General features: G+C 70.4%; 16 protein-coding genes and 2 pseudogenes. 10 read left to right on the top strand and 8 right to left on the bottom strand.

Translation table 11 applies throughout. From position 1 onward, the window contains the following. Both H5398_RS16415 and H5398_RS16420 read left to right on the top strand, forming a co-directional pair. The coding region (locus tag H5398_RS16415) for a type I restriction enzyme endonuclease domain-containing protein (protein ID WP_182800826.1) at positions 1-701 on the top strand (701 nt) is incomplete at its 5' end. Positions 702-802: 101 nt separating this feature from the next. Then, positions 803-1168, top strand: coding sequence for an ArsC/Spx/MgsR family protein (locus H5398_RS16420; RefSeq protein WP_182800827.1), 366 nt, complete (start codon positions 803-805; stop codon positions 1166-1168). A 279-nt stretch (positions 1169-1447) separates the two neighbouring features. Here the strand turns inward: H5398_RS16420 and ald are convergent, their stop codons facing one another. Then, positions 1448-2575 carry an alanine dehydrogenase gene (ald, locus tag H5398_RS16425; protein ID WP_182800846.1) on the bottom strand — a complete coding sequence of 376 codons (1128 nt, stop codon included), beginning with the start codon at positions 2573-2575 and terminating at the stop codon, positions 1448-1450. A 750-nt stretch (positions 2576-3325) separates the two neighbouring features. Between ald and H5398_RS17980 the strand changes: the two are divergent. Then, positions 3326-3649: pseudogene (locus H5398_RS17980) on the top strand (sugar ABC transporter permease); the annotation flags it as partial. 150 nt (positions 3650-3799) lie between these two features. Here H5398_RS17980 and H5398_RS17985 read toward each other — a convergent pair. Beyond that, positions 3800-4768: pseudogene (locus tag H5398_RS17985) on the bottom strand (glycoside hydrolase family 3 N-terminal domain-containing protein); the annotation flags it as partial. 250 nt (positions 4769-5018) lie between these two features. Continuing rightward, positions 5019-5987 carry a LacI family DNA-binding transcriptional regulator gene (locus H5398_RS16435; protein ID WP_182800828.1) on the bottom strand — a complete coding sequence of 323 codons (969 nt, stop codon included), beginning with the start codon at positions 5985-5987 and terminating at the stop codon, positions 5019-5021. 245 nt (positions 5988-6232) lie between these two features. Here H5398_RS16435 and yicI point away from each other — a divergent pair, with 245 nt between their 5' ends. Then, positions 6233-8449, top strand: a complete 2217-nt coding sequence (gene yicI, locus H5398_RS16440) for an alpha-xylosidase (protein ID WP_182800829.1) — start codon at positions 6233-6235, stop codon at positions 8447-8449. 722 nt (positions 8450-9171) lie between these two features. On the opposite strand, the gene H5398_RS16445 is transcribed toward yicI, so the two are convergent. Further along, a complete protein-coding gene (locus H5398_RS16445) occupies positions 9172-10032 on the bottom strand; it encodes an A/G-specific adenine glycosylase (protein ID WP_370586158.1) in 861 nt (286 codons plus the stop codon). A gap of 274 nt (positions 10033-10306) precedes the next feature. Here H5398_RS16445 and H5398_RS16450 point away from each other — a divergent pair, with 274 nt between their 5' ends. Next, a complete protein-coding gene (locus H5398_RS16450; protein ID WP_182800830.1) occupies positions 10307-11722 on the top strand; it encodes a sodium:proton antiporter in 1416 nt (471 codons plus the stop codon). 403 nt (positions 11723-12125) lie between these two features. Here H5398_RS16450 and H5398_RS16455 read toward each other — a convergent pair whose 3' ends face one another. Beyond that, positions 12126-14825, bottom strand: a complete 2700-nt coding sequence (locus H5398_RS16455; RefSeq protein ID WP_182800831.1) for a phosphoenolpyruvate carboxylase — start codon at positions 14823-14825, stop codon at positions 12126-12128. A 97-nt stretch (positions 14826-14922) separates the two neighbouring features. After that, entirely contained in the window at positions 14923-16275 is a 1353-nt protein-coding gene (gene dnaB, locus H5398_RS16460; RefSeq protein WP_182800832.1) for a replicative DNA helicase, read from the bottom strand. Between the two features lie 580 nt (positions 16276-16855). On the opposite strand from dnaB, the gene H5398_RS16465 reads away from it, so the two are divergent. The 4 genes from H5398_RS16465 (at position 16856) to fumC (ending at position 21281) form a co-directional block, all read left to right on the top strand. Next, positions 16856-17167: a metal-sensitive transcriptional regulator gene (locus H5398_RS16465; protein ID WP_182783399.1), complete on the top strand. Its 312-nt coding sequence runs from the start codon at positions 16856-16858 to the stop codon at positions 17165-17167. A gap of 23 nt (positions 17168-17190) precedes the next feature. After that, positions 17191-17400, top strand: coding sequence for a heavy-metal-associated domain-containing protein (locus tag H5398_RS16470; protein WP_182800833.1), 210 nt, complete (start codon positions 17191-17193; stop codon positions 17398-17400). 101 nt (positions 17401-17501) lie between these two features. Continuing rightward, entirely contained in the window at positions 17502-19682 is a 2181-nt protein-coding gene (locus H5398_RS16475) for a cation-translocating P-type ATPase (RefSeq protein ID WP_182800834.1), read from the top strand. 210 nt (positions 19683-19892) lie between these two features. Continuing rightward, on the top strand, positions 19893-21281 hold the full coding sequence (gene fumC, locus H5398_RS16480; RefSeq protein ID WP_182783396.1) for a class II fumarate hydratase: 1389 nt from the start codon (positions 19893-19895) through the stop codon (positions 21279-21281). Positions 21282-21581: 300 nt separating this feature from the next. Here the strand turns inward: fumC and H5398_RS16485 are convergent, their stop codons facing one another. Further along, on the bottom strand, positions 21582-22850 hold the full coding sequence (locus tag H5398_RS16485) for a glycosyltransferase (RefSeq protein WP_182783395.1): 1269 nt from the start codon (positions 22848-22850) through the stop codon (positions 21582-21584). Positions 22851-22937: 87 nt separating this feature from the next. Between H5398_RS16485 and H5398_RS16490 the strand changes: the two genes are divergently transcribed. Next, on the top strand, positions 22938-24011 hold the full coding sequence (locus H5398_RS16490) for a glycerate kinase (protein ID WP_182800835.1): 1074 nt from the start codon (positions 22938-22940) through the stop codon (positions 24009-24011). Between the two features lie 955 nt (positions 24012-24966). On the opposite strand, the gene H5398_RS16495 is transcribed toward H5398_RS16490, so the two are convergent. Beyond that, positions 24967-26469: a molybdopterin-dependent oxidoreductase gene (locus H5398_RS16495; RefSeq protein WP_182800836.1), complete on the bottom strand. Its 1503-nt coding sequence runs from the start codon at positions 26467-26469 to the stop codon at positions 24967-24969. Positions 26470-26535: the final 66 nt, after the last annotated feature.

Consider the following 26535-nt stretch of genomic DNA (forward strand, 5'->3'; position numbering starts at 1 on the left):
CAGAGAGGGAGGCGGACGGGCGGCCGGTGCCGGAGGAGGTGGCGCGGGCGCTGCTCGCCGTCGTCGAGGACTCCACCGACTCGCGCGACGTCATCGACATCTACGAGATGGCTCAGATCACCCCGCCGGACTTCGACCATCTGGCGCCGTCGGTGCTGGAAGAGGCGCAGGCGTCGCAGAACCCGCAGCTGGCCATCGAGGCGTTGCGTGCCGCGCTGCTGCTGGAAGCCGCGCGCGTGTCGGGCCGGAACCTGGTGCGGCAGCAGACGTTCGGGGACAGGGTGGCCGACGTGATCAACCGTTACACCAACGGGCAGTTGACCTCCGCTGAGGTGCTTCTGGAGCTGTGGCGGACAGCGGAGGAGATCGCGTCGGAAGCGCGGCGCGGGGAGCAGTTCGACCCGCCGCTCGGCACGGACGAGCTGGCCGTCTACGACGCTGTCGCAGCCAACGACTCGGCGATCGAAGTGCTCGGGCAGCCCGTGCTGGGGCAGATCGCTCGCGAGCTCGTGGAGATGCTCAGGCGCGACGCGAAGACGGACTGGACGGTGCGCGACGACGTGCGCGCGTCGATCCGGGCCAAGATCAAGCGGCTGCTGCGCAAGTACAAGTACCCACCGGACCGCTCCGAGGAGGCGGTGAAGCTGGTGGTGCAGCAGATGGAGGTGCTGTCGCGGGGGCAGGGCGGCCGGTCACACTGACCGGCGATCAATCCGTTCGGCCGCATCAGCTGGCTGATGCAGATAGGTAGCGTGGTGGGGGCGGGGTTTCGCCGCCGCTTGCACCGTCGAAGGGGGATCCCATGAAGGACCTGACCATCCTGCACAATCCGCGCTGCTCCACCTCACGCGCGGGACTGGAGGCCGCGGAGGCCTCGGGGCTGAGCCTCGAGGTGCGCAACTATCTCAAGGAGCCACTCGACGAGGCCGGCTGGCTGGCCGTGCTGGAGATCCTCGACGCGGACCCCACCGAGTTGGTGCGCCGCGACAAGGCGTTCGACGAGCTGGGCCTCAGTGACGACGACGTGGCCAGCGTGGACCAGGTGGCTCGCGTCCTGGCCGCCCATCCCGCCTTGGCACAGCGCCCTGTGCTGATCAGGCGCGACGGGGTGCGCGAGCGGGCGATCATCGGCCGGCCGAAGGCCGCCGTCGCCCCCTTCCTGGCTTAGCCCCCGCCGGCTGAGGTGCGAGGAGCGAAGCGACGAGCCTCGAAGCCTAAGAGAGATTCCTTGTCAGCCGACGTTTCATAGGCTTCGAGGCCGCTGCGCGGCACCTCAGCCAGCGGGAGTGGGCCGCTGCGCGGCACCTCGGCCAGCGGGGGAGCCGAAGACCGCCGTTGCCCCCTTCCTGGTTTAGTTGGGAGGGGACAATCTGCAACTTGCTATCCAGAGCGCGGCTTCTGCGCATATCCACAGAAGCCGCGCTCTGGATAGCAAGTTGCAGACAGTTCAGCCAGCGCGGGGGTCGAGCACCGCCGCGACATCGGTCCACTCGCGCCCGAACGCCTCGGCCACCGGCCGCGACACCAGCGTCCCCGCGTGGGTGGACAGGCCGCGCGCCAGCGACTCGTCGGCACGCATCGCGTCGCGCCACCGACGGTCCGCGATCGCCTCGACGTAGGCCAGCGTGGCGTTGGTGAGCGCCCAGGTGGAGGTGTTTGGCACCACGCCAGGGATGTTGGACACGCAGTAGAACGTCGATCCCTGCACCTGGAAGGTGGGGTTCTCGTGCGTGGTGGGGCGGGAGCTCTCGAAGCAGCCGCCCTGGTCGATCGACACGTCCACCAGCACGGAGCCCGGCTTCATCGCGGCCACCATGTCGTCGGTGACCAGCTTCGGCGCCCGCGCGCCCGGCACCAGGACGGTCCCGATGACGAGGTCAGCCCCCAGCACCTGCTCCCGCACGGCCAGCGTCGACGACGCGATCTGGTGCACCCGGTTGTCCCACCGCCAGAAGCTCATCCGCAGCTTCTGCAGGTCCGTGTCCAGGAGGGTGACGTCGGCGCCCATGCCGAGCGCGATGTTGGCGGCGTTCTGCCCCGCGACACCCGCGCCCAGCACCACCACCTTCGCGTTGGCCACCCCTCCGATTCCGCCGAGCAGAACCCCCCGTCCGCCCTGGTTCTTCAGCAGCGCGTGTGCGCCGACCTGCGGCGCGAGGCAGCCCGCAACCTCGCTCATCGGGTACAGCAGTGGGAGCAGACCCGACGAGAGCTGCACGGTCTCGTAGGCGATCGACGTGGTCCCGGCCGCCAGCAGCGCGTCGACAAGCGGTTCGTCGGCGGCGAGGTGGAGGTAGGTGAACAGCACCAGGTCCGAGCGGAGGCGGTGGTACTCCTCGGCCACGGGCTCCTTGACCTTGAGCACCAGCTCGGCGTCGCCCCAGGCGGTGTCGGCGTCCGCGACGATGGTGGCGCCAACCGCGCGGTAGTCGTCGTCGCTGAACGACGAGCCCAGCCCGGCACCATGTTCGACGAGCACCTGATGGCCGCGCTGGGTCAGCTCGTGCACGCCGACGGGGGTGATCGCCACCCGGAACTCGCTGTTCTTCACCTCTCGGGGGACGCCGATGCGCATCTGATGCTCCTTGCTGGGCTCGCGGGCCGCTTCGTCGCGGCGACGGTTCAGGCTATCGCGCACCTGTGCCCACCGGTTGTGGTCGGAGGTCTGCGGCTGATGTTCCTCCAGGCTGGGTCTCGGGCGCCCTGGGGGCTCCAGGGCCGTTCTGGAGGAACAGCTACCGCACCTCCGCCAGGAGCCGGTGGGCTGAGCTCGGTTGCCGTGCACCCGTGGCATAGGCGGGCGTTGCGGCGTTTCGAGGATTTGAGAGCGCTCTACAAGGGCTATTGCGCTGGTCCAGCTCGCGGGTTAGGATCAATCATCGAAACGCTTCGCCAATGGAGGCAGAGTCATGATGAACAAGGAACCAGCACCCACACCGGGTGACCAGCTCGGCGCCGGCGCCCACGCACCGGCGAATCCGCAGGGACGCGGCTGATGTCGGTCGCGGCGCCGGTACAGCCCCCGAAGCCTGAGGTTGTCGCCACCGCCAAGCGTCGGCTCCGTCGAAGCGACGCCCCCGTCGAGGTGAAGTCGTCGCGGCGGCGCCCCTCGAAGGCGATGTTCCTCAGCATCCTGCCGTTCCTCATCCTCGTCTTCCTCTTCTCCTACTTCCCCCTCTACGGGTGGGTCTACTCGCTCTACGACTACAAGCCCGCCCTCGGGCTTTCCGGCAGCGAGTTCGTCGGCCTGCAGTGGTTCCGGCTCCTGATCGGATCGCCGACGCAGCTGGCCCAGATCGGGCAGGTGATGGCGAACACGCTGGGCATGAGCTTCATCGGCATCGCGTCGTCGGTGCTTCCGCTCGCGTTCGCTGTGTTCCTCAACGAAATCCGCGCCCCATGGTTCAGGAACGCCATCCAGACCCTGACTACCCTGCCCAACTTCATCTCGTGGGTGCTGGTCTACATGATCGCGTTCTCCATGTTCTCCACAACGGGCCTTGTCAACACGCTGATGCTGGACTCCGGACTGATCACGGTGCCCACCAAGTTCCTGGACTCGGACCAGAACGTCTGGCTGACCATGGCGGCCTGGGGCATCTGGAAGACCGTGGGGTGGGGGGCCATCATGTACCTCGCCGCGATCGCGGGCATCGACCAGGCGCTCTACGAGTCGGCCAAGGTCGACGGTGCGGGCCGCTTCCAGAGGGGTGTCGATCTCGTCGGCTGTGATGTGCGCGTACGGGTCCGCCTCGGGCGTCAGTTCCCCGGTGAGTGCCCGGGTGAGGAGGACTCGGCGCGCGGCCCGCCGCACGTCCTCCATCCCCAGCAGCCCCGCCCCGAGCGCCGCCCGGATGGCCCCGAGGGTGTGCGAGGAGTCCGCGTCGCGGTCCGTGAAGGAATCCAGGCCGGCGAGGATCGCGGCGGCGTGCGCCTCGGCGTCGGTGGCGTAGGCCCGCTCGGCGCCGGTGAGGTTGGTGGGCGCGTAGGCGTCCGAGACCGCCAGCAGGTCCGGGTTGGCGGCCCGCACGGACTCGAACAGCTCCTGCGACGTGTGGGCCGGGCGTCCGTTGACGAGGTTGTGGGCGGCCATCACGCCACCCACCACGCCGGCCTCGATGGGCTGGACGAACGGCGGCAGGTCGTACTCGTGCAGCACCCGGGGCGGCAGGTTCGACGACGACGTGCAGCGGTCCAGCTCGTTGTTGTAGGCCAGGAGGTGCTTGAAGGTGGGGACGGTCCTCCAGAACACGTCGTGGTCGCCGCGGAGCCCGGAGGAGTAGGCGATGGCGCACTCGGCGGTGACGTGCGGGTCCTCGGAGTAGCCCTCCTCGTTGCGGCCCCACAAGGGGTGGCGCAGCGGGTTGACCACGGGCGCCCACACGTTCAGCGACATCCCGACGGGATCAGCGGCGTGCTTGGCGCGCACCTCCGTGGAGGTGGCCTCGCCGAGCTCGCGGAGCAGCTCCGCGTCCCAGGTGGCGGCCATGCCCACCGGCTGCGGGAAGACGGTCGCGGTGCCGGTCCACGCCACGCCGTGCAGCGCCTCCGCGCCGGTGTGGAACTCTGCCAGGCCGTGGTGGGGCATCGCGGGGTTGACCTGGTGGAGCAGGGCGACGCACTCGTCGTCGGAGAGCCCGGCCAGCGTCGCGTCCACCAGTGCCTCGAGGGCGGGACGGGTGACGGAGGACTCAGCCGAAGGGGCGGACGCCGGGCGCGCCGGGACGGCCGGGGCAGAACTGGCTGGGTCGGGAGGTGTAGAAGCCATGAGATCGAAGCCTTTCGATGCATGAGTGGCGGCGGTGCCCGCGGTGATCGTTGCCTCAATGATGCACTATCCACGCTGCGCACGCGCGATCGTTCGACGAGACTGTCGCGGGGTGTTGCGGCCTGAGCCGCCGTCGTGGTCTACTTGTGTCGAAATGATTCGACGACGAATCGAAAGATCGTCCAACCCGGTGGAGGAGTGCAATGCGGTTCGGCGCGCTGAGCTCAGCACTCCTGGCGGGCGCGCCCGGTCACTCGACCCGCGGCGCCACCAGCCTGCGCTCCGGAAGGGAGCGGTCGTTGACGAGACTCATCAGCATGTCCACCGCGGTGGAGCCGATGGTGGTGCCGGGAATGTCGATGACCGTCATCGGCAGCAGCGGCGCGAGCAGCAGTGACTTCGGCCCGATGGCCACCACCGCGACCGAGTTGGCCACCTCGGGGCCCCGTCGGGCCAGCGCCGTGATCACGCCCGGAAGGGCTGCCTCGTTGTGCACGATCAGCCCGGTGATGCCGGATTCCACCAGCTCGTCGATGAGCGGGGACGCCTCGAGCGGATCGTCGCCGCAGGCCAGGCGCTGCAGCGCGATGTGGTGCGCCTCCGCCTCCCGCTCGGCGCCGCGAGCCAGCCGGACCGCGTACGAGGTGCCGCGGCTGTGCACCGCGGGGGAGGACCCGATGAGCGCGATCCGCGTGTGCCCGGCGGCGGCCAGCTTGCGCACGGCCATGGAGCCGGCGTTCTCGAAGTCGAAGTCGATGCAGCTGAGCGAGCCGGGATCCTCCGGCATCCCGATCAGCACGCTCGGCTGCCGCAGCGCCGCCAGCGTGGGGAGGCGGCTGTCGCGGGACTCGACGTCCATCACGATGAAGCCGTCCACCATCGAGCGCAGCGAGACACCCTCGATGCCGGAGGCGTCCGGCTCGGTGACCAGGAGGACGTCATGCTCGTAGTGACGGGCCCGCGTCGCGATGCCGGCGACGAACTGCATGATCACGTCCACGTTGACGCCCGGGCGGAGCGGGGTGACCAGGCCGAGCACGTGGGTCTTGGACGACGCCAGGGCGCGCGCCCCGGCGTGGGGCCGGTAGTTGAGCTCGTCGATGGCCTTGAGCACCCGCTCGCGGGTGGTCTCGGAGATGGGGCGGCGGCCGCTGAGCACGTACGAGACGGTGGATTGCGAGACGCCCGCCTTGCGCGCGACCTCCTGGATTCCAGCCATCGACACCCCTTGTCCCAGGGCGGGAGCGGCGGGGTGTGGCCCCATCAGCCCGACGGGCTGGCGCCGTCGACAAACGGCCCTGTGCCCCACCAGCGTAGGCCCGCGCAAGCGTTTCGACCAAGCGGGGGCGCGGACGCGCAACCCGTGTCGGACCGGCCCGGAAGAGCGGTTTTCCGCGGCCTCGTCGCCCAGCAGTTTCCCGCGCGGCACCATGTCGTGTCGCGTCACTCAGAGAGGACCCGAGCATGAAGTTCACTGACGGCTACTGGCAGATGCGCCCCGGCGTCACTGCGCTCAGCCCGCGCAGCATCGCCGACATCGTGGTGGAGGACGGCCGGATGGTCGCCCACACGCCCACGCGCGTCATCGAGAGTCGCGGCGACACCCTCAACTGCCCGGCCCTCACCATCACCGTCGACTCGCCGGCCGACGGCGTCATCGGGGTGACCATCGAGCACTGGGACCAGCCCACCACCGGGCCCAGCTTCGCGTTGTCCGGCGGCGGGCACGAGGTCTCGGTCGTCGAGACCGACGACGCGGTGTCGCTGACCAGCGGCACCCTCACCGCGACGCTGGGCAGGGAGGTGCCGTGGGACCTCCAGTTCGTGGGCGCGGGTGGGCCGCTCACGTCGTCGACGGGGCGCTCGCCGTCGGCCCTCACCAACCCGGACGGGGGGCGGTTCGTGCGGGAACAGCTGGCCATCGCGCCCGAGCACCTGTACGGGCTCGGCGAGCGGTTCGGGCCGCTGATCAAGAACGGCCAGAGCGTGGAGATCTGGAACGCCGACGGCGGCACCTCCAGCGAGCAGGCCTACAAGAACGTGCCGTTCTACCTGAGCGACCGCGGCTACGGCGTCTTCGTCGACACCCCGGACCACGTGTCCTACGAGCTGGCCTCGGAGTTCGCGTCGAGGGCGCAGTTCTCCGTCCCCGGGCACCGCCTGCGCTATCTCATCATCGACGGCCCCACCCCGGCCGACGTGCTGCGCCGCTACACCGCGCTCACCGGCCGCCCCGCGCGGGTTCCGGCGTGGAGCTACGGCCTGTGGCTGTCCACCAGCTTCACCACCGACTACGACGAGGCCACCGTCACGTCCTTCATCGACGGCATGGCCGAGCGGGACCTCCCGATGTCGGTGTTCCACTTCGACTGCTTCTGGATGCGCGCCTTCCACTGGACGGACCTGGTGTGGGACCCGGCCACGTTCCCGGACCCGGAAGGGATGCTGTCGCGGCTGCACGAGCGCGGGTTGAAGGTGTCGGCCTGGATCAACCCCTACATCGCGCGGCGCTCGGTGCTCTTCGAGGAGGGCCGGGAGCTCGGGTTCCTGGTGAAGCGCCCCGACGGGTCCGTGTGGCAGTGGGACCTGTGGCAGGCCGGCATGGCGTTGGTGGACTTCACCAACCCGGACGCCTCCGCCTGGTTCGTCGACAAGCTGCGCGGCCTGCTGCGGCAGGGCGTCGACTGCCTGAAGACCGACTTCGGTGAGCGGATCCCCACCGACGTCGTCTGGCACGACGGCTCGGACCCTCAGCGGATGCACAACTACTACGCGCACCTCTACAACAAGGCGGTCTTCGACCTGCTGGTGGAGGAGCGTGGCGAGGGTGACGCCGTCGTGTTCGCCCGCTCCGCCACGGCCGGCGGGCAGCAGTTCCCGGTCCACTGGGGCGGCGACTGCGAGTCCACGTTCTCGGCCATGAGCGAGTCGCTGCGCGGCGGGCTCAGCCTGGCGGCGTCGGGCTTCGGTTTCTGGAGCCACGACATCGGCGGCTTCGAGGGCACCCCGGACCCGGCGGTCTTCAAGCGGTGGCTGGCGTTCGGGCTGCTCAGCTCGCACAGCCGCCTGCACGGCTCCAACTCCTACCGGGTGCCGTGGGCGTTCGACGACGAGGCCGTCGACGTGGCGCGCAGCTTCATCCGGCTGAAGATGCGGCTGATGCCGTACCTGGGCCAGTTGGGCGAGATCGCGCACCTCGAGGGGCTGCCGGTGATGCGGCCCATGTTCCTCGAATTCCCCGAAGACCCCGGCGCGGCGATGGTGGACCTGCAGTACATGCTGGGCGACCAGTTGCTGGTGGCGCCGATCTTCACCGACGACGGGACCGTGTCGTACTACGTGCCCAGCGGGCGGTGGACGCGGGTGCTCGACGGCGGCGTCGTCGAGGGACCGGGCTGGCGCACGGAGACGCACGGGTTCGACTCGCTGCCGCTCCTGGCGCGCCCGGGCTCGGTGATCCCGTGGGGCGCCGTCGACGACCGGCCCGACTACGACTGGGCCGACGGCGTGGAGCTGACCGCGTACGGGTTCGAGCCTGGAATGTCGCGGACGGTCGAGGTGTCGCGGCCGGACGGGTCGGTGTCGCGGTTCGAGGTGGTTGCGGACGCCGATGGCGAGGTGTCGGCCAAACTGCTCGACGGCTCGGCCCCGGTGGGGTCCTGGACCCTGACCGTCCGCTGACCCCTATTGCTCCCGGAGTGCGGTGCTGTGGTCGGGTTGGACGGCGTGTGGTGGGGGCCGGGCCGCCCATGATGCCGGCGGCGGCGCTTCGCGCAGCCGCGCCGTCATCAACGCCCACCCAACCTGCCCCGGCCCCCACCGCCCACCGCCCTGTGGTCCCGTCTCGGCGCCTGGCTTGCGTCTCGGCGCCTGCTCTATATCGCAGGCGGCCCGGAGCCGCCTGTCCTCGGTTCGGCCGCCGGCGCTGTAGCGCCGGCGGCCAGACTTAACGCAGGCGCCACCGGATCCGCCGCCCTGAGACGAGCCGACGCGAGATATGCACGAGGGTGGGGGACGGCAGGGCGGCTGCGCGTCGGGATGCCCAACCCGAGGATCACCAGGCCGGCCTCCCGCCTCAACTCACTTTCACCAGGGCCGCCCGGCCGGCACGCGCCCGGATCAGACGACGCCACAGGCAGACCAGTGCGGGGAGACACGAGACGAGGCCCGGGCGGCCTCGATTGCCCGACCCAGGACCAGGTCGCGACAGATTGCGAACGGCGGACAGCGGCCGCCCGGGCCTCGACTCATGGGTCACCGCACCGGACGGGGGTCAGACGGTGCAGACCTCACGGTTGCGAACGGCGGACAGCGGCCGCCCGGGCCTCGACTCATGGGTCATCGCACCGGGAGGGATCAGGTCGGCGAATACGTCGCAGCGGCGTTCCTGTTCCCAGGGGGACTCACGGGAGGGTGAGGCCGACGTCGGTCCGGACGGCCAGGCCGTCGGCCACCAACGATGCCGCGCAGGCCTCGAGCTGCCCTCCGTCGGGCCAGGCGACGTCCGCGAGCCGGACCGCCCCGTGGCCTCGCAACGCCGCCATGATCCGCCCGCGACACTGCCGGTCCGTGCCCTCCCACGCCTGGACCCTGCGCTCGGGCCCGTCCCACGCGGGCCGCCCCGCCGCCAGCCACGCGCACGCATCAGCCACCGGGCACTCTTCGCACCGCGGCGACTTCGCCGTGCACACCAACGCCCCGAGTTCCATCGCCGAGACCGACCACAGCGCCGCTTCACCGTCGTCCTCGGGCACGAATTCCCACGCTCGCCGCCGCTCGGCCGCCGTCTCGTGGGCGACGGGGAACTCCACCCCACCGTCGATCCTCGCGAGGACGCGCCGAATGTTGGTGTCGAGGACCAGCGAGCGGAGCCCGAACCCGAACGCCCGCACCGCGGCCGCGGTGTAGCGTCCGACCCCCGGCAGCGCCATCAGGTCGGCCTCGCCGCAGGGCACCTCCCCGCCGTGCACCTCGACGACGGCGCGCGCGGCCTCCTGCAGCCGCAGCGCCCTCCGCGGATAGCCCAGCCGATCCCAGGCGCGAAGCACGTCCGCCGTCGGCGCCGTCGCGACATCCGACGGCGCGGGCCAGCGTTCCATCCACTCCACCCACTGCGGGGCCACCCTGGCTGCCGGGGTCTGCTGGCACATCACCTCGCTGACCAGCACCCCCCAGGCGGTCACCCCCTCCGCGCGCCACGGCAGGTCGCGGGCGTGCGCGACGTACCACGCCGCGAGGCGGGGGTGGAGTGGGCCGATGGTCACGGGTCGATCATGCCAAAAGCTGGCATGGTGCCGGCTGGGCCGCGGAAACGATCCCTCAGCGTCGGTGTCCCCATGGAGCGCTGAGCGTGGTGCCGGTCACTGGGGGACCATTTCCGCGCCATGGTTGCCCACACCGCCCTCTTGGCCCGGCTGGGAGCCGACGGGCGGCAACTCCCTGCAACATCGGCACCGGACTCATGCTCCACGGGGATGGCGGTTTAGGCTGAGCGGTCTAGCCAGGAGCCCCGGCGGGCTCCGATGGAGGAGCCCGACGATGACGTACCCGTGGTGGAGCATGCTGCCGTTCGTCGCGATGCTGGGCGGCATCGCGGTGTTCCCCCTGCTGTCGCGCACGAGGCACCTGTGGGAGAAGCCGGCCACCCAGCTGGGCTACGCGCTCGTTCTCGGCCTGCCCGTCGCCCTCGCGGTATGGGCGCTGGACGACCCGTGGCGCGTGGGTCACGCGGTCTACGAGTACGCCCAGTTCATCGCCCTCCTGCTGGCGCTGTTCGTCGTCTCCGGTGGGCTCTTCCTCAAGGGCGACATTGAGGCCACGCCGCGCAACAACACCACCTTCCTGGCCATCGGTGGCCTGGTGGCCTCCTTCGTCGGCACCACAGGCGCCGCGATGCTGCTGATCCGCCCGCTGCTCAACACCAACGTGGAGCGCAAGCACCGGGTCCACACCGTGCTGTTCGCGATCTTCATCGTCGCCAACTGCGGCGGACTGCTCACCCCGCTGGGTGACCCGCCACTGTTCCTCGGCCTGCTCCGCGGCGTCCCGTTCACCTGGACCTTCGGGCTGTGGCCCTACTGGCTGTTCGTCAACGTCATCCTGCTGTTCAGCTACTACGCGCTCGATCGCCGGATCTACGCCACCGAGGCGCCGGAGGACGTGGCGTTCGACCGCACCCACATCGAGCCGCTGGGGGTGCGCGGCAAGATCAACTTCCTCTGGTTCGCTGTGATCATCGCGGCTGTGGCGTTCGCGCCGTCGATGGACCTCCACGCCATCGAGGCCGGCCATGCGACGGCATTGTCCTGGGTGCCGGTGCGCGAGCTGATCATGCTCGCGGTGACCGCTGCCTCGCTGCTGACCACTCCCCACAGCGTCCGCCACGTCGACAACGAGTTCAGCTGGGCCCCCATCGGAGAGGTCGCGGCGCTGTTCATCGGCATCTTCCTCACCATGATCCCGGCGCTGGAGTTCCTCGGCCAGCAGGCGCCCAAGCTGCCGCTCAACGAAATCACGTTCTTCCTGTTCACCGGCGGCCTGTCGTCGGTGCTGGACAATGCCCCCACCTACGCCACCTTCTACGAGATGGCCTCGCAGGTGCCTGCGCCGCCGGGCGTGGCCATGATCGGCACCACACCGCCGGTGCCGGAGAGCTTCCTGGTGGCTATCTCGCTGGGTGCCGTGTTCTGCGGCGCGCTGACCTACATCGGCAACGGGCCGAACTTCATGGTGAAGTCCGTGGCCGACTCCCGGGGCGTCCACATGCCGTCGTTCGGCGTCTACGTCGTGCGGTCGATGCAGTATCTGGCCCCGACCCTGCTGGCCATGATGCTGCTGATGATCGCGGACCACTGGGCCGCGTGGGTGGCGGGCGCTGCCATCGTGGTGTGGATTCTTGCGCGGGCGGTCCTGGACATCCGCCGCTCGACGGCGGTGCCCGTCCCCCCGGCCTGACCGGGAGGCGCGAAGCCACGTCTCAGGCGATGGCCGAGCCCCCGTCGTGGGCGCCCCGCGGCGGTCGGGCGGCTAATTGGCAGGTCTGGTACCGACTACGGCACGAGACCTGCCAATTAGGCCTTCGCCGACGCGGCCCATGCCATCCCGCAGCGCTGAGGTGCCGCGAAGCGGCCCATATCGTTGGCTGAGGTGCCGCGAAGCGGCCTCGAAGCCTTGGGAACGTGACCTTGTCAGCGGCGGTTTCTTAGGCTTCGAGGCTCGTCGCTTCGCTCCTCGCGCCTCAGCCAGCGGAGAAGGGCTCCTCGCGCCTCAGCCAGCAGGGTGGGCTCGTGCCTCGGCCTGCGGGGTGGAGTCGTCGCTTCGCTCCTTCGCCCCCGCCAGCGGGTGCGTCCCGGGGCCCTTAACCGGTGTTCTGCAGGCCGGCCGCGGCACCGTTGACGGTGAGCAGCAGCACCCGTGCCCACTCGGCGCGCTCCGCATCGTCGATCGGCGAGGCGGCGTCGCGGATGAGCCGCAGCGCCCGGAGTTGCAGGTGGCTGAGCGCGTCGATCGACGGCGCCCTCAGGCTCACCCGGCCCTGCAGCAGCGGCTTGGCCTCGAGCAGCTCGGACTGGCCCATCGTCTCCAGGACCAGGCGCCTGGTCAGATCCAGTTCGGTCAGCACCCGCTCGGTGACCTCAGGCCGCCCGCCCAGGGTAAGGAACGACCGGGCAAGCCGCGGGTTGGCCTTCGCCAGGCTCATCTCCGCGACGTCGATCAGGCTGGCGAACAGCGGCCACTCCTGATAGGCCGCGCGCAGGCGCTCCGGATCCCCGACCGCGGCCAGGCCGGTGCCCAGCCCGAACCAGCCGGGGATGTTGGCCCGGATCTGCGACCACGCGAACACCCACGGGATGGCCCGCAGGTCCGCAAGGTCGCGGCCCTCCGTAGCGCCGCTGCGCCGGGCCGGCCTTGACCCGAGCCGCAGTTCACCGAGCTCCTCGAGCGGGCTCGACTCGGCCACCACGTCGGCGAACCCCGGGATCCGCACCAGCTCCCACCAGGCCTCGCGGGAGACGCTCTCGACGGTGGCCGCCACATCGGCGAACCGAGCCGCCGCGTCGCGGTTGCGGCACGTCGCGTCCTCGGTGTCTGCCAGCAGCACCGCCGAGGTGAGCCGCTCCAGGTGAGCCTGGGCCAGGGTCTCATCCGCGTACCGGGCGAAGATCACCTCGCCCTGCTCCGTGACCTTGAACCGGCCGGCCACGGAGCCCGGCGGCTGCGCCAGGATGGCGCGGTGCAGCGGGCCCCCGCCGCGACCGAGCGAGCCGCCGCGGCCGTGGAAGATCGTGAGGTGCACGCCGTGCCGGTCCGCCCAATCCACGAGCTCGCCCTGCGCGGTGTAGAGGGTCAGCGTCGCGCTGGCGGGGCCCACGTCCTTCGCCGAATCCGAGTAGCCCACCATCACCTCGACGTGCCCGCCGGTCTGGCCGAGCCAAGCGCGGGTGCTGTCCAGGGGCAGCCAGCGCTCAAGGATTCCGACGGCGCCGTTGAGGTCCGCCCCGGTCTCGAACAGCGGCACCACGTCCAGCCGGAGCGGACCGTCGCCGACCGCGAGCCGTGCGAGCGCCCGGACGCCCACCAGGTGCTCGGGCGCCTGGGTGAAGCTGACCACGTAGCGGCCGCAGGACCGCTCGCCCCACCGCTCCTGCAGCCAGGACATCACGCGCAATGTATCCAGCACCTCGCGCGTCCTGTCGGTGGTGGCCTGCACCTGGCTGGGCCAGCCCTCCATAGCCAGGCGGTCGAGGAGCGCCAGCCGGCCCTCGTCGTCTGCCGGCTTCTCGTCGAGCTGACCCAGCAGCTCGTCGAGGGCCGCCTTGTGGACGGCGCTGTGCTGGCGCACCTCGAGCTCGGCCAGGTGGAAGCCGAACGTCTCGGAGAGCCAGATCAGGTGCTGGAGCTCGCCGAAGGCCGCGCGGTCGTCGCCGGCGACGCGCAGGGAGTCCTGGATGAGCCGCAGGTCCTCGAGCAGTTCCTCTGGCCGGCGGTAGGCGAGCTCGATCCGTCCGTTCCGCGTGGCGGCCAGGCGCTCAGCGACGAACAGCAGCTTCTGGCGGTGTGGCTCGCTGGGCGACGACGTGCGGATGGCGGCGAACAGCTCTGGCGCGGCGACGGCGTCGCGGGCCAGCGAGTTGGCCAGGTCCGGCGACGCGGGGGTGGCGTCGTCGCTCATGGTCAGGGTGCGCGCGATGCGCTGAGCCCCCGTGGCGAGCGCCCGCAGGGCGTGATCAGCCTGGATGGCGGCGGTCTGCCGCGTCACCTCGGCGGTGACGAACGGGTTGCCGTCGCGGTCGCCACCCACCCAGGAGCCGAACCGGAGGAACGCGGGCACGGCCGGCTCGCGGCGGCCGGCGTCCCCGTTGGAGATCACGGACTCGACGGAGCGGTACAGCCGGGGCACCGCGTGGAACAGCGTCTGGTCGAAGACCTGCATGACCGCGCGCACCTCGTCCGACGGTTGAGGCTTGGTGGTGCGCAGCGGCGAGGTGCGGCTCAGGATGTCGATCTCCTCTAGCATCCGGCGCAGCGCGGCGGCCCGCTCCTGCCTGCCGACGGCCGCGTCGTCGTAGTCGTCGAGATGGTCCCCGATCCGGTCCAGGGCCGACGACACGGCGCGCCGCCGGGCCTCCGTGGGGTGGGCGGTGAGGACGGGGTGGACGCGGAGGTCCCGCACCCGCGTGGCCAGCTCACCCAGCGCCGCGACCGCCGGCCACATGTCCGGCGTGGCGTCGCCCGAGCGGGGGTCGGCGCCGCGGAGCAGGCGGGACCGGTGCCGCTCCTCCGCCAGGTTGATGAGGTGGAAGTGCACGGTGAGGGTCTGCGCCAGGCTGGCTGCCGTGGTGGCCGGGAGGCCCTCGATGATGTGCGACGGGGCGTCGGGGTCACCACCGTCAGCGGCGCCCGCGGCGGCCTCCTCGAGGCGGTCCATGAGCGTGGCGAGCTCGCCGCGGCCGGATTCGGTGAGCACCTGGCGGTGCAGCTCGGTCAGCAGCGCGAGGTCGGCGACCAGGAGCGCGTCCGGGGAGGTGTCGACGGGGGGGAGGGCTTCACCGGGCATGAGAGGGCCTTTCGATCGCGAAGTCCGATACGCGCATTATTTCAGCACTCCGCTTGAGAGCAGCATTCGCGCAGGCCAGGGTGGACTGGACGGCCGGTCACATGGGGGCGTTGATGAAGCGGCTGTAGTGGCCCTGGAACAGGGCGTCGATCCTGCCGGTCTCGCCGTTGCGGTGCTTGGGGATGTGCAGCGTGGCCAGGCCGCGCTCCTCGTCGGTGGGGTTTTGCGAGTACATCTCCGGGCGGTGGAGCATGATCACGATGTCCGCGTCCTGCTCCAGGGAGCCGGACTCGCGCAGGTCCGAGAGCTGCGGGATGCCGTCCTTGCGCTGCTCTGTGTTTCGCGAGAGCTGCGACAGCGCGATGACCGGGATCTCCAACTCCTTGGCCAGCAGCTTGATCTGGCGGGAGAACTCGGAGACCTCGAGCTGGCGCGACTCCACCTTCTTGCCGGAGCTCATCAGCTGGATGTAGTCGATGGCGAGGATCTGCAGGTCGTGCTTCTGCTTCAGCCGCCGCGCCTTGGCGCGGATCTCCATCATGGTGAGGTTGGGGGAGTCGTCGATGAAGAGATTCTTTTCGCCGAGGATGGCGGACTTGTCCGTGACGCGCTGCCAGTCCGTCTCGTCCATCTTGCCGCCGCGGATCTTCCCCAACGGCACCGACGCCTCGGCCGAGAGGATCTTCATCACGATCTCCGTGCGGCTCATCTCCAGGGAGAAGAACGCGGCCGTGAGGTTGTGGTGGATGGCGGCCGAGCGGCACACGTCCAGCGCGAACGTGGACTTCCCGACGCCGGGGCGGGCCGCGACGATGATCATCTGCCCCGCGTGGAGGCCGTTGGTGATCCGATCCAGGTCCACGAACCCCGTCGGCACCCCGGAGAGGGCATCGCCCGAGGAGGCGATGGCCTCCATCTCGTCGAACGTGGGCTCGATGAGCTCGCGGAGGGACTTGTAGTCCTCCGAGGCCTTCTTCTCGGTGACCTCGAAGAGGGTCTGCTGGGCCTCGTCGACGATCTTGTCCACCTCGCCCTGGCCCTGGTAGCCGAGCTGGGCGATCCGGATGGAGGCGTTGACGAGGCGGCGCAGGACGGCCTTGTCGCGCACCAGTTCGGCGTAGTAGATGGCGTTGGCTGCGATGGAGACCGACGCCAGAAGATCGTGCAGGTAGACCGCGCCGCCCACCTTGGACAGCTGCCCGCTCTTGCCCAGCTCCCCGGCCACAGTGATGGGGTCCGCAGGCTCCCCGCGACCGTACAGGGTGATGATGGCGTCGAAGATGGTCTCGTGGTTGGGCCGGTAGAAGTCCACTCCGCGGAGCACCTCGACGACGTCCGAGATGGCGTCCTTGGACATCATCATGGCGCCCAGCACGCTCTGCTCCGCGGCCAGGGCCTGCGGGGGAGTGCGGTCCAGATCACGGTCGTCGTAGACGGCGGTCTGCGTCATGTCCCCTCCTCATGGCCACCGGTTTCCGGCCACAGGACAGGCTAGGGCACGCCACTGACAGGTTCTGTGACGTGCCTGTGGGCAAGCCTGTTGGCGACCTGTGGGTGGCCTGTGGACAACTCCGCCCGTCGTGCCCGTGGGGTGTGCACAATGTTGTGGGTTGAGCGTCGAATCACCGTTATCAAATTGTTATAAAGACCCGCGGGTCGACGGCTCCCGTCACTTTGTCCACAAATCGGTCAGCGGGTCAAGCGCCTCCGGCGCTGACTCGCCTCCGGCGGCACAACGCTGCCGCGCCGTCGCCGCGAAACGCTATCCGACTAGGGGTGATCGTCGATCATCGGCAAACACGAACCGTGCGTCCCGAGGCTGTGTTATAGGCCCCGAGCGTCCCATGGCGGGCGTCTGGCGGCGCTTCGGGGAGGGATGTCCACAGGCTGGGTGCGCAATGTGTGGATAAGTCAGCCCTGTGGGGCCCTAGGTCACCCCGGACGGGGGCCTGCACCCCCGTCGTGTCATGATGAGATCAGTTGAATCCAATACCCCCATGGGGTATATTGGGTACCGAGAAGGGGGACCGATGACCGACATCATTGAGGAGAGCTGCCACGCCACTCACGGGTACACGCCCGAGAAGGCTGCATACCTGCGTCGGTTGAAGCTGATCGAGGGCCAGGCGCGCGGCATCGCGCGCATGGTGGAAGAAGATCAGTACTGCATCGACATCCTCACCCAGGTGACCGCCGTCACCAGTGCACTCAAGGCGGTCTCCCTCGGACTTCTCAACGATCACCTCTCCCACTGCGTCGCCGACGCCGCCCGCAAGGGCGGACCGGAGGCCGAGGAGAAGATCGACGAAGCGATGCAGGCCATCAAGCGCCTCGTCCGCTGACCCACCACGAGAGGATTCACCCCATGATCAGCAAGTACACCGTCTCGGGCATGACCTGTGGCAACTGCGTCAACCACGTGACCGAAGAGGTCTCCGAGGTCGACGGCGTGATCAACGTCTCCGTCACCCTGGACAACGGCGCGATGCTCGTCGAGTCCGCGGATCGCGTCCCCTTCGACGCCATCATCGAGGCCGTCCACGAAGCGGGCAGCTACTCCGTCGTCGAGGCCTGACACCGGCGGGTCGCGCCCGCCGCCCCCGGGCGCCCATAGTTGGCGCCGCTGACATCCCCAGTGCCCGCGTCTACCCGCGCGCCCGAAATCGGAGGGCCTACATGGCCAGTTCCACCATCCAACTCGACATCCAGGGAATGACCTGCGCCTCCTGCGCCGCCCGGATCGAGAAGAAGCTCAACAAGGTCGACGGCGTCACCGCCACCGTCAACTACTCCACCGAGCGCGCCACCGTCGAGGCGCCCACCGGAGTCACCGCGCAGCGCATCATGGAGGTCGTCGCCCAGGCCGGCTACGGCGCCACGCTTCCGGTGCCCGAGGCAGAGAAGGCCGACGAGGCCGCCGCGCTCAAGCCGCGCGTGCTGTGGTCCTTCGCGCTGAGCATCCCCGTCGTCGTCGTGTCCATGGTGCCGGCGCTGCAGTTCCCCGCCTGGCAGTGGGTGGCGCTGGTGCTCTCCAGCGTGGTCGTGCTGTGGCTGGGCCGCAACTTCCACCACGCCGCCTGGACCAACGCCCGGCACGGCACCACCACCATGGACACGCTCGTGTCCATGGGCACGCTCACCGCCTACGCCTGGTCGCTGTACGCGATGGTCTTCGGCCACGCCGGCATGATCGGGATGAAGCACGAGTTCTCCCTGACCCTCAGCCAGCAGGACGCGCGCGGCTTCATCTATTTCGAGGCCGCCGTCACCATCATCTCCTTCCTCCTGCTCGGCCGCTATATCGAGGCCCGCGCCAAGACCGAGTCCGGCGCCGCCCTGCGCGCGCTCCTCGAGGTGGGCGCCAAGCAGGCCAGCGTCCTCGTCGACGGCGAGGAGCGCCGGGTGGACGCCAAGTCGTTGCGCGTGGGCGACCTCATCGTGGTGCGCCCCGGCGAGAAGGTCGCGGCCGACGGCGAGGTGGTGGAGGGTCGCTCCGCCGTCGACGCCTCCGTCATGACCGGCGAGTCGCTTCCGGTGGAGGTGGAGCCCGGGTCCGCCGTGGTGGGGGGATCGGTCAACACGACGGGGCGGCTCGTGGTGCGCGCCACGGCCGTCGGCTCGCAGTCCCAGCTGGCCCGGATCGCGGCCATGGTGGAGGAGGCCCAGACCGGCAAGGCCGAGGTGCAGCGCCTCGCCGACAAGGTCTCGGGCATCTTTGTCCCCATCGTGCTGGTGATCGCCGCGCTGACCCTGGCCGGGCACCTCCTGGTGGGCAACGGCGTGACGATGTCGCTGTCGGCGGCCATCGCCGTGCTCATCATCGCCTGCCCGTGCGCGCTGGGGCTGGCCACGCCGTCGGCCCTCATGGTGGGCACCGGTCGCGGCGCCCAACTCGGCACGGTCATCCGTGGCCCGCAGGTGCTCGAGCGCGCCCGGCGCGTGGAGACCGTGGTCTTCGACAAGACCGGCACCCTCACCACGGGCCAGATGTCCGTGGCCCAGGTGGAGACCGCCGACGGCGTCACCCGCGACGAGCTGCTGCGGCTGGCGGCCGCCGTCGAATCAGGGTCCGAGCATCCCATCGCCCAGGCCATCGTGGCCGAGGTGGAGCGGCCCGGCGCCGTGGTGGACTTCGTCAACGTGCCGGGTCGCGGGGTGCGGGGGGTGGTCGACGGGCGGGCCGTGTTCGCCGGATCGGCGGCCTTCATGGCGGACCTCGGGCTGGCGCCGGTGGCGTGGCCAGGTGAGCCGGTGGGCAGCGTCGTCGAGGTGGCCGACGAGCAGCGGGTGCTGGGCCGGATCATCGTCGGCGACACCGTCAAGGAGTCGGCCGCGGCCGCCATCCGGGAGCTCAAGTCCCTGGGCCTGCACCCGGTGCTGCTCTCGGGCGACAACGAGCGCACGGCGCGAGCGGTGGCCGCGCAGGTGGGCATCGACGACGTGCGCGCGGGCGTCACTCCGGAGGGCAAGGTCGCGGCCATCAAGGAGCTGCAGGCGGCCGGCCGGCAGGTGGCGATGGTGGGCGACGGCGTCAACGACGCAGCGGCCATCGCGCAGGCGGACCTCGGGATCGCGATGGGCACCGGCACCGATGCTGCGATCGCGGCCGGCGACATCACCCTGATGCGGCACGACCTGATGGCCGCCGTCGACGCCGTCCGCCTCTCGCGGGCTACGTTGCGCACCATCAAGTCCAACCTGGTGTGGGCGTTCGGCTACAACACCGCGGCCATCCCGCTGGCGGCGCTCGGGATGCTGACGCCCATCATCGCGGGCGCGGCGATGGCTTTTTCCAGCGTTTTTGTTGTGCTCAACAGCCTTCGGTTGAAGGGCTTTCGGAGCGTGAACCGCCGCTGACTAGGGGTGTTGGCGCGCAAAGTCAAGAGATCGTCAAGAAACCAAAAACCCAGTACTGCGAGTGCATGTGAATGCCACCGGATCGGGTACATTTATCTCCGACGCTGTTGGTGTCACCAAAGACCGCTCGGCCGCTGCCGCCCCCCCAAGGGCAGCGGCCGAGCTCTTTTTCTGCCCGAGCGAGGCGCCGGCGAGGGTAGGTTGGGGCTCATGGGTACCCGCATCGAAACAGACTCCATGGGCGAGGTCCCGGTAGCCGAAGACCGCTACTGGGGCGCACAGACGCAGCGCAGCCTGCACAACTTCGACATCGGCCGCGACACCTTCGTGTGGGGCCGTGCCATGATCCGCGCGCTCGGCGTGCTGAAGAAAGCCGCCGCGCAGGCGAACGCCGAGCTCGGGGAGCTGGCCGCAGACAAGGCGGATCTCATCTCCCGCGCCGCCGACGACGTGATCGCGGGGCGCCTGGACGACCACTTCCCGCTCGTGGTGTTCCAGACCGGCTCCGGCACGCAGTCCAACATGAACTCCAACGAGGTCATCTCCAACCGCGCCATCGAGCTCGCAGGCGGTGTCCGCGGGTCGAAGGCGCCGGTCCACCCCAACGACGATGTCAACCGCGGCCAGTCCTCCAACGACACGTTCCCCACCGCCATGCACATCGCGGTGGTGACGGAGCTCAACGAGCGGCTCTACCCGGCCATCGCCCGGCTGCGCGACGTGCTCGCTGCAAAGGCCGATGAGTACGACGGCGTGGTGATGGTGGGCCGGACGCACCTGCAGGACGCCACGCCGGTCCGGCTGGGCCAGGTGTTCGGCGGCTGGGTGGCGCAGCTGGACTTCGCCGTCGAGGGTGTCCGGCACGCGGATTCGCGGGCGCGGGATCTGGCCATCGGCGGCACCGCCGTCGGCACCGGGCTCAACGCCCATCCCGACTTCGGTCGCCTGGCGGCTGAGAAGATCACCGCGGAGACCGGCCTGGAGTTCCAGCAGGCGGAGAACCTGTTCGCAGCGCTGAGCGCCCACGACTCGCTCGTCGAAGTCAGCGGCGAGCTACGGGTGCTGTCGGGGGCACTGATGAAGATCGCCAACGATGTGCGGTGGTACGCCAGCGGGCCGCGGAACGGGATCGGCGAACTGAACATTCCGGAGAACGAGCCGGGCAGCTCGATCATGCCGGGCAAGGTCAACCCCACCCAGTCCGAGGCGCTGACGATGGTCGCGGCGAGGGTCTTCGGCAACGACGCCACAGTCGGGTTCGCCGGCAGCCAGGGCAACTTCCAGCTCAACGTGTTCAAGCCGGTGATGGCGCACGCGGTGCTGGAGAGCATCCGGCTGTTGGCCGATGGTGCGCTGTCGTTCACCGAGCATTGCGCAGTCGGCATCGAGCCGAACCTGCCGCGCATCGAGCACAACCTGTCGACCAACCTCATGCTGGTGACCGCCCTGAACCGGCACATCGGCTACGACAAGGCGGCGAAGATCGCCAAGCAGGCGCACAAGGAGGGGACGTCGCTGCGGGAGTCGGCGCTGGCCAACGGGGTGAGCGGTCAGGACTTCGACGCGTGGGTGATTCCGGCGGACATGACGGGGAAGTAGCCCTCACCTGCGCCGCCGAGGGAGGACGGGTCTGCAACTTGCTATCCAGAGCGCGGTATCTGCGTATATACACAGATACCGCGCTCTGGATAGCAAGTTGCAGAGGGTGGGGTCCCACCCGCTGGCTGAGGTGCCGCGGGGTGTCCATCCCACTGGCTGAGGTGCCGCGGAGTGCCCATCCCGCTGGCTGAGGTGCCGCGCAGCGGCCTCGAAGCCTAGAAAACGCAGGCTGACAAGGTCACTTTTCTGAGGCTTCGAGGCTCGTCGCTGCGGTCCTCGCTCCTCAGCCCGGGGGAGGGGTCAGCGCGTGGCCGCGACCTCCGCGTACAGCCGAAGCAATTCCGCAGCCTGAGACTCGATCGACCACTGCGACGCCAGTTCGATGGAGCGCTCAGACGCGTGCCGACGCCAGGCCTCGTCGTCGAGGCGGTCGATCACCCGCATCAGCCCGGCGGCCAGCGACGCAGCCGTCGGGCGCGTGATCTCCCCGTTGACGCCGGGCTCGATCACCAGCTGCAGCTCGTGATCCACGCTCACGATGGGCAGCCCCGCCAACGCGGCCTCGTGGAGCACGAGGGCCTGGGTGTCGGTGAGGCTCGGGAAGGCGAACACGTCCGCCATGCCGTAGTACGCGCCCAGCGCGTCGCGCTTCTGCTCGCCCGGCAGGATGATCTTGCCCGCGGCCCGGCCGTCGGCCAGCACCTTCTTGATGCGCGGATACCTCTCCCAGTCACCCACCACGCACAGCCGCGCGTCGGGCCGCTGCGCGTACACGAGGTCGAAAGCCTCCGCCAGCAGGGGGATGCCCTTCTCGGGCGCGATCCGGCCGGCGTACAGCACCAGCGGCCCCTCGGGGTGGGGGAAGGGCGGCGGGCCGGGCGGGAGGGGGTCCACGCCGTTGGGCACCACGACGATCTTGGCGTCCGGGGAGATGAGGCGGAGGCGGCTGGCCGTCTTCGGCGACGGAGTGGTGGTGAGCGTGGCCATCTCCAGCATCTTTTCGCAGATGCTGAGCAGCGATGCGGTGGACTTGCCCCGGTCCTCGTAGCGGATCTCGGCGAGCCGGATGTCCTCGGCGCTGACGAACTGCCCCTTGGTGATCCGCGCGAACGCCCGCAACACGCCCGTGAGCAACGGCAGGACGGCCGAGTAGTGGTCGCCGTAGGCCTCGAAGTCCGTGTGCCAGGTCACCATCATGGGGATCCCCAGCCGCCGCGACGCCCACGTCCCGAGCAGACCGACGGTGCCGAATCCGTGCACGTGCAGCACGTCCGGGCGCATCTCGCCGAGCTGGTCGATGGTGCGGTCGAAGTGGCGGCCATTGGCCACCCGGGTGGGCATCTTCGGCACGCGGACCGACGGCAGGCGCACCTCTGTGCGGCCGGGGCGCCCGTGGTGCGGGTTGGGGCCCTTGGTCTCCGGCGCCACCACAATCACCTCGTGGCCGGCGTCCAACAGGTTGCCTTCGAGTTGCTGGACCGCGAACATCAGCCCGTTGCTGCCGGGCCCGTAGTTGTCCGTGAACTGCGCCACCTTGAGGCGGCGGCCGGGCACTGCGGGTGAGGTCACCCGGTCACTCTATCGGCTCGCACCGGTCGCGTCCCCGGGGTTGGCAGGGCGGGCCCCGAACACCGTCGATCACTTTAGGCTCGGCCTATGCACGTTGTGGTCGCGCCCGATTCTTTCAAAGGGACCCTGACGGCCGCGGAGGCCGCGGAGCGCATCGCCGCCGGCTGGCTGGCCGTCCGCCCCCGCGACACCGTCGCCCTCCACCCCATGGCCGACGGTGGCGAGGGAACCCTGGACGCCTTCGCTGCTGTGACCGGTTCGGAGCGGGTGCCGGTGGCGGTGGTCGACGCCGTGGGCCGCCCTAGGGGGTCGTCGTGGCTGAGACTGCCCGACGGGACGGGCGTCGTCGAGCTGGCCGCCGCGTGCGGCATCGTCGGCCTCGATCCCCTGGATGCGCGGGGTGCGCACACCACCGGGTTCGGGATGGCGATCCGGGCGGCGCTGGAGGCGGGAGTGTCGCGGCTGCTGCTGGCCATCGGCGGCAGCGCGTCCACCGACTGCGGTGCCGGGCTCCTGGTGGCGTTGGGGGCGCGGCTGCTCGACGACGGGGGCCGCGAGGTGACCTCGCCCGGCAACTCGGCGCTGCCCCGCGTGGCGACGGTGGACCTCTCCGGGATGCCCCCGCCGCCTCCGGGCGGCGCGGTGGTGCTCTCGGACGTGACCAACCCGCTGCTCGGCCCCCTCGGCGCGGCCGCTGTGTTCGGCCCGCAGAAGGGTGGGGTGGGGATCGTCGACGAGCTGGAGCTCAACGTCGGGCGGTTCGCGGAACTGCTGGCTGGCGACGTCGAGGCAGCCGGAGCCGGCGCCGCAGGCGGGGCGGGTTTCGCGCTCCAACGGTGGGGGGCGACGACTGAGTCGGGGGCCAGGGCGGTCGCGGAGGCTGTGGGTCTGGAGGCGGCGCTGGACGGCGCGGACCTGGTGATCACGGGCGAGGGGCGCTTCGACAGCCAGTCGGCCGGAGGCAAGGTGGTCTCCGTCGTGCGGGAGATGGCCGGGGACCGGCGGGTCGCGGTCGTCGCGGGGCGGATCGACGCCGCCGTCGACGGGCTGGCGGGTGCGGTGTCGCTGTGGGATCTCGCGGGCGAGGGTGCGCTGACGGAGTCCGCGAGTGTCGCGGAGGAGGCGGGGAGGGTCCTGGCGTCGCGGTTCGTCCTGTCCTGATCTTCGGGCGCGTTCCGGGCTTCCAGGCTGTGGTCGGGCTTGGCGGTGTGTGATGTGGTGGTCGGGTTGGGCGGCGTGTGGTGGGGGCCGGGCCGCCCATGATGCCGGCGGCGGCGCTTCGCGCTGCCGCGACCGTCATCAACGCCCACCCAACCTGCCCCGGCCCCCACCACCCGCCGCCCTGCGGGCCCGTCCCGTCGGACCCCATCACCCGCGCCCTGCTGTCTCCGTCGCGTCGGACACACCAGCCCCAGGCCCCATCACCCGCGCCCGGCTGGCCCGTCCGGTCGCCTGTCTTAGGTCTCGTCGCCTGGCTTGTGTGTCTCGGCGCCTGCGCTCTATCGCAGGCGCCCCCCAGCCGCCTGTCCTGTGTTCGCGCGCCGGCGCTGTAGCGCGGGCGGCCAGACTTATCGCAGGCGCCAAGGGCACCGCCCCGAAACGAGCCGGCGCGAGACGCCGGATGGGTGCCAGGGTGGGGGACGGCAGGGCGGTCTGCGTCGGGGTGTTTCGGTTGACTGTCACTTCTGGCCTCGACTACGCCGCCAGAAGTGACGGTGAGCCAGATGGGTGCGAGTCGCGGGGCGGCGACGTGGGTTGGACGCGAGGGCGGGGGACGGCAGGGCGGTCTGCGTCGGGGTGCCCAGCTTGAGGGTCACCGGACTGGCGTCCCGCCTGGGAAGACTCTCGCCAGGCCGCCCTGACGGCACGCGCCCGAACTCGACGACGCCACCGGGGACGAGTGCGGGGAGACGGGAGCCGAGGCGCGGGCGGCCTCGATGCCTGACCCGAGGCCAACGCGCGCGTGCGTGCTGACGTAGGGAGAGCGGCCGCCCGTGCCTCGGCTCACGGCTCCCGGCACCGACGGCGGGTTCGGGTCAGGGCTTCCTGCGACGGTGCAGTGGGTTTCGACGCAGCAGCGGGCGCTTCGCGCCGCGGCTGGCTCAACCAGCGGGGCTCAGGCGACGGTGACCCGTACCTCGTGGTATCCCTCGGCGCCGTTGGGGAACGGCTCCGCGGGGCCGACGGGCTGCGGCCGACCGTCCGCATCGGTGACACGAACGGCCAGCCGATGCTCGCCCGGGGTCGCATCCCAGGCGTAGGTCCACTGCCTCCACATGTCGATCCCCGCGTCGGGGCCCTCACTCGCCACCCGCCAGGGCCCCTCGTCGATGCTGACCTCGATCTGCGCGATCCCGATTCCCTGCGCCCACGCCACGCCGGCGATGGCCGCCCGGCCGGCCGGCACCGTCGATCCATCGCGAGGCACGTCGATCCGGCTTGCCGGCTTGATCGGCCCCTGCTCGTCCCATCCACGGACCGTCCAATAGGCCTGATCCCGCGCGAACGTGGTCACATTCAGGTTGGTCACCCACTTCGTCGACCCCACGTACCCGTACAGGCCGGGCGTGACCAACCTCACCGGCGCCCCGTGGATGCGCGGCAGCGGCTCGCCGTTCATCCCGATGGCGAGCAGGGCCATCCGGTCGTCGGTCAGCGCCTGGATGGGGGTGGAGATCGTGAACCCGTCCACCGAGCGGCTCATCACCATGTCGGCTTCCGGGAGGGGCCCGGCCATCGCCAGGACGTCGGCTACCCGGACGCCCAGCCACCTCGCCGCCCCCACGTACGGCCCGCCGACGGGGTTGCTCACGCACAGCATGGTGATGTCGGCCTCCACCACATCGAGCGCGAGGAGGTCGTCCCAGGTCAGGGTCAGCGGGCGCTCCACCATGCCCTCGACGTTCAGCCGCCACTCACGGTGGTCGAGCCGGGGTGGGCTGAGGGAGGTGTCGATCCGGTAGAAGTCCGCGTTGGGGGTGTAGAGCTCTGACACCCCCTCCACCTCGCCCTCCAGGCCGGCGGCCCGCGCAGGGAGGGGGCTCGGGGGGACCGGCAGGACGGGCGGCCCGCCAGGAGCGCCGGTGGGTGCCAGCTCGCCGAGCCCGAACCCCGCCAGCGCCACCCCGCCACCGGCCGCCCCGACGATGACGCGCCGTCGGCTCAACACCGGGCCGGGTGTGTTGCCGTCGCCGACTCCGAGGCGGGAGAAGGCCGTCAGGATCCCGCCGCCCACCAGCACGGCCAGCACCGACGGCGCGGCCCACAGCGGCGTCGCCTCGGGATCCGTGAGCGCGGCCGCCCCGACCACCAGGCCCAGGGCGGCGGTGGCCAGCCAGGCGGCCGTCAGCGATCGGGTGGCGAGGCGTCCGACGGCCAGCCCGAGGAGCGCGACGACGGCCAGCACGCCCACCAGCAGGATGGGCTTGTTGGCCGTCCCGAAGGTGGCCACGGCCCATTCCTTGACGACGGTGGGGGTCAGGTCGATGAGGCGGTTGGCCGTCGCGAACAGGGGCGAGGATCCGGCCGAGACGAGTGCCGACAGCCCGTGCCCGACCCCAAGGCCGGCCGCCACCGCGACAAGCCCCTCAAGGGCGGGGATCCGTCCACGCTCGGGCATGCACCAATAGTGCCCCCCGGCGCAAGGGCGGCGGAAGGGCCGACGTGTGGGCCGGACACGGCCCGC

The sequence above is a fragment of the Tessaracoccus sp. MC1679 genome (genome assembly GCF_014164775.1).
GTDB lineage: Bacteria > Actinomycetota > Actinomycetes > Propionibacteriales > Propionibacteriaceae > Arachnia.

Coding starts and splice junctions, on each gene's coding strand:
- H5398_RS16420 (WP_182800827.1), top strand. CDS start 803: ATGAAGGACCTGACCATCCTGCACAATCCGCGCTGCTCCACCTCACGC.
- ald (WP_182800846.1), bottom strand. CDS start 2,575: ATGCGCATCGGCGTCCCCCGAGAGGTGAAGAACAGCGAGTTCCGGGTG.
- H5398_RS16435 (WP_182800828.1), bottom strand. CDS start 5,987: ATGGCTGGAATCCAGGAGGTCGCGCGCAAGGCGGGCGTCTCGCAATCC.
- yicI (WP_182800829.1), top strand. CDS start 6,233: ATGAAGTTCACTGACGGCTACTGGCAGATGCGCCCCGGCGTCACTGCG.
- H5398_RS16450 (WP_182800830.1), top strand. CDS start 10,307: ATGACGTACCCGTGGTGGAGCATGCTGCCGTTCGTCGCGATGCTGGGC.
- H5398_RS16455 (WP_182800831.1), bottom strand. CDS start 14,825: ATGCCCGGTGAAGCCCTCCCCCCCGTCGACACCTCCCCGGACGCGCTC.
- dnaB (WP_182800832.1), bottom strand. CDS start 16,275: ATGACGCAGACCGCCGTCTACGACGACCGTGATCTGGACCGCACTCCC.
- H5398_RS16465 (WP_182783399.1), top strand. CDS start 16,856: ATGACCGACATCATTGAGGAGAGCTGCCACGCCACTCACGGGTACACG.
- H5398_RS16470 (WP_182800833.1), top strand. CDS start 17,191: ATGATCAGCAAGTACACCGTCTCGGGCATGACCTGTGGCAACTGCGTC.
- H5398_RS16475 (WP_182800834.1), top strand. CDS start 17,502: ATGGCCAGTTCCACCATCCAACTCGACATCCAGGGAATGACCTGCGCC.
- fumC (WP_182783396.1), top strand. CDS start 19,893: ATGGGTACCCGCATCGAAACAGACTCCATGGGCGAGGTCCCGGTAGCC.
- H5398_RS16490 (WP_182800835.1), top strand. CDS start 22,938: ATGCACGTTGTGGTCGCGCCCGATTCTTTCAAAGGGACCCTGACGGCC.
- H5398_RS16495 (WP_182800836.1), bottom strand. CDS start 26,469: ATGCCCGAGCGTGGACGGATCCCCGCCCTTGAGGGGCTTGTCGCGGTG.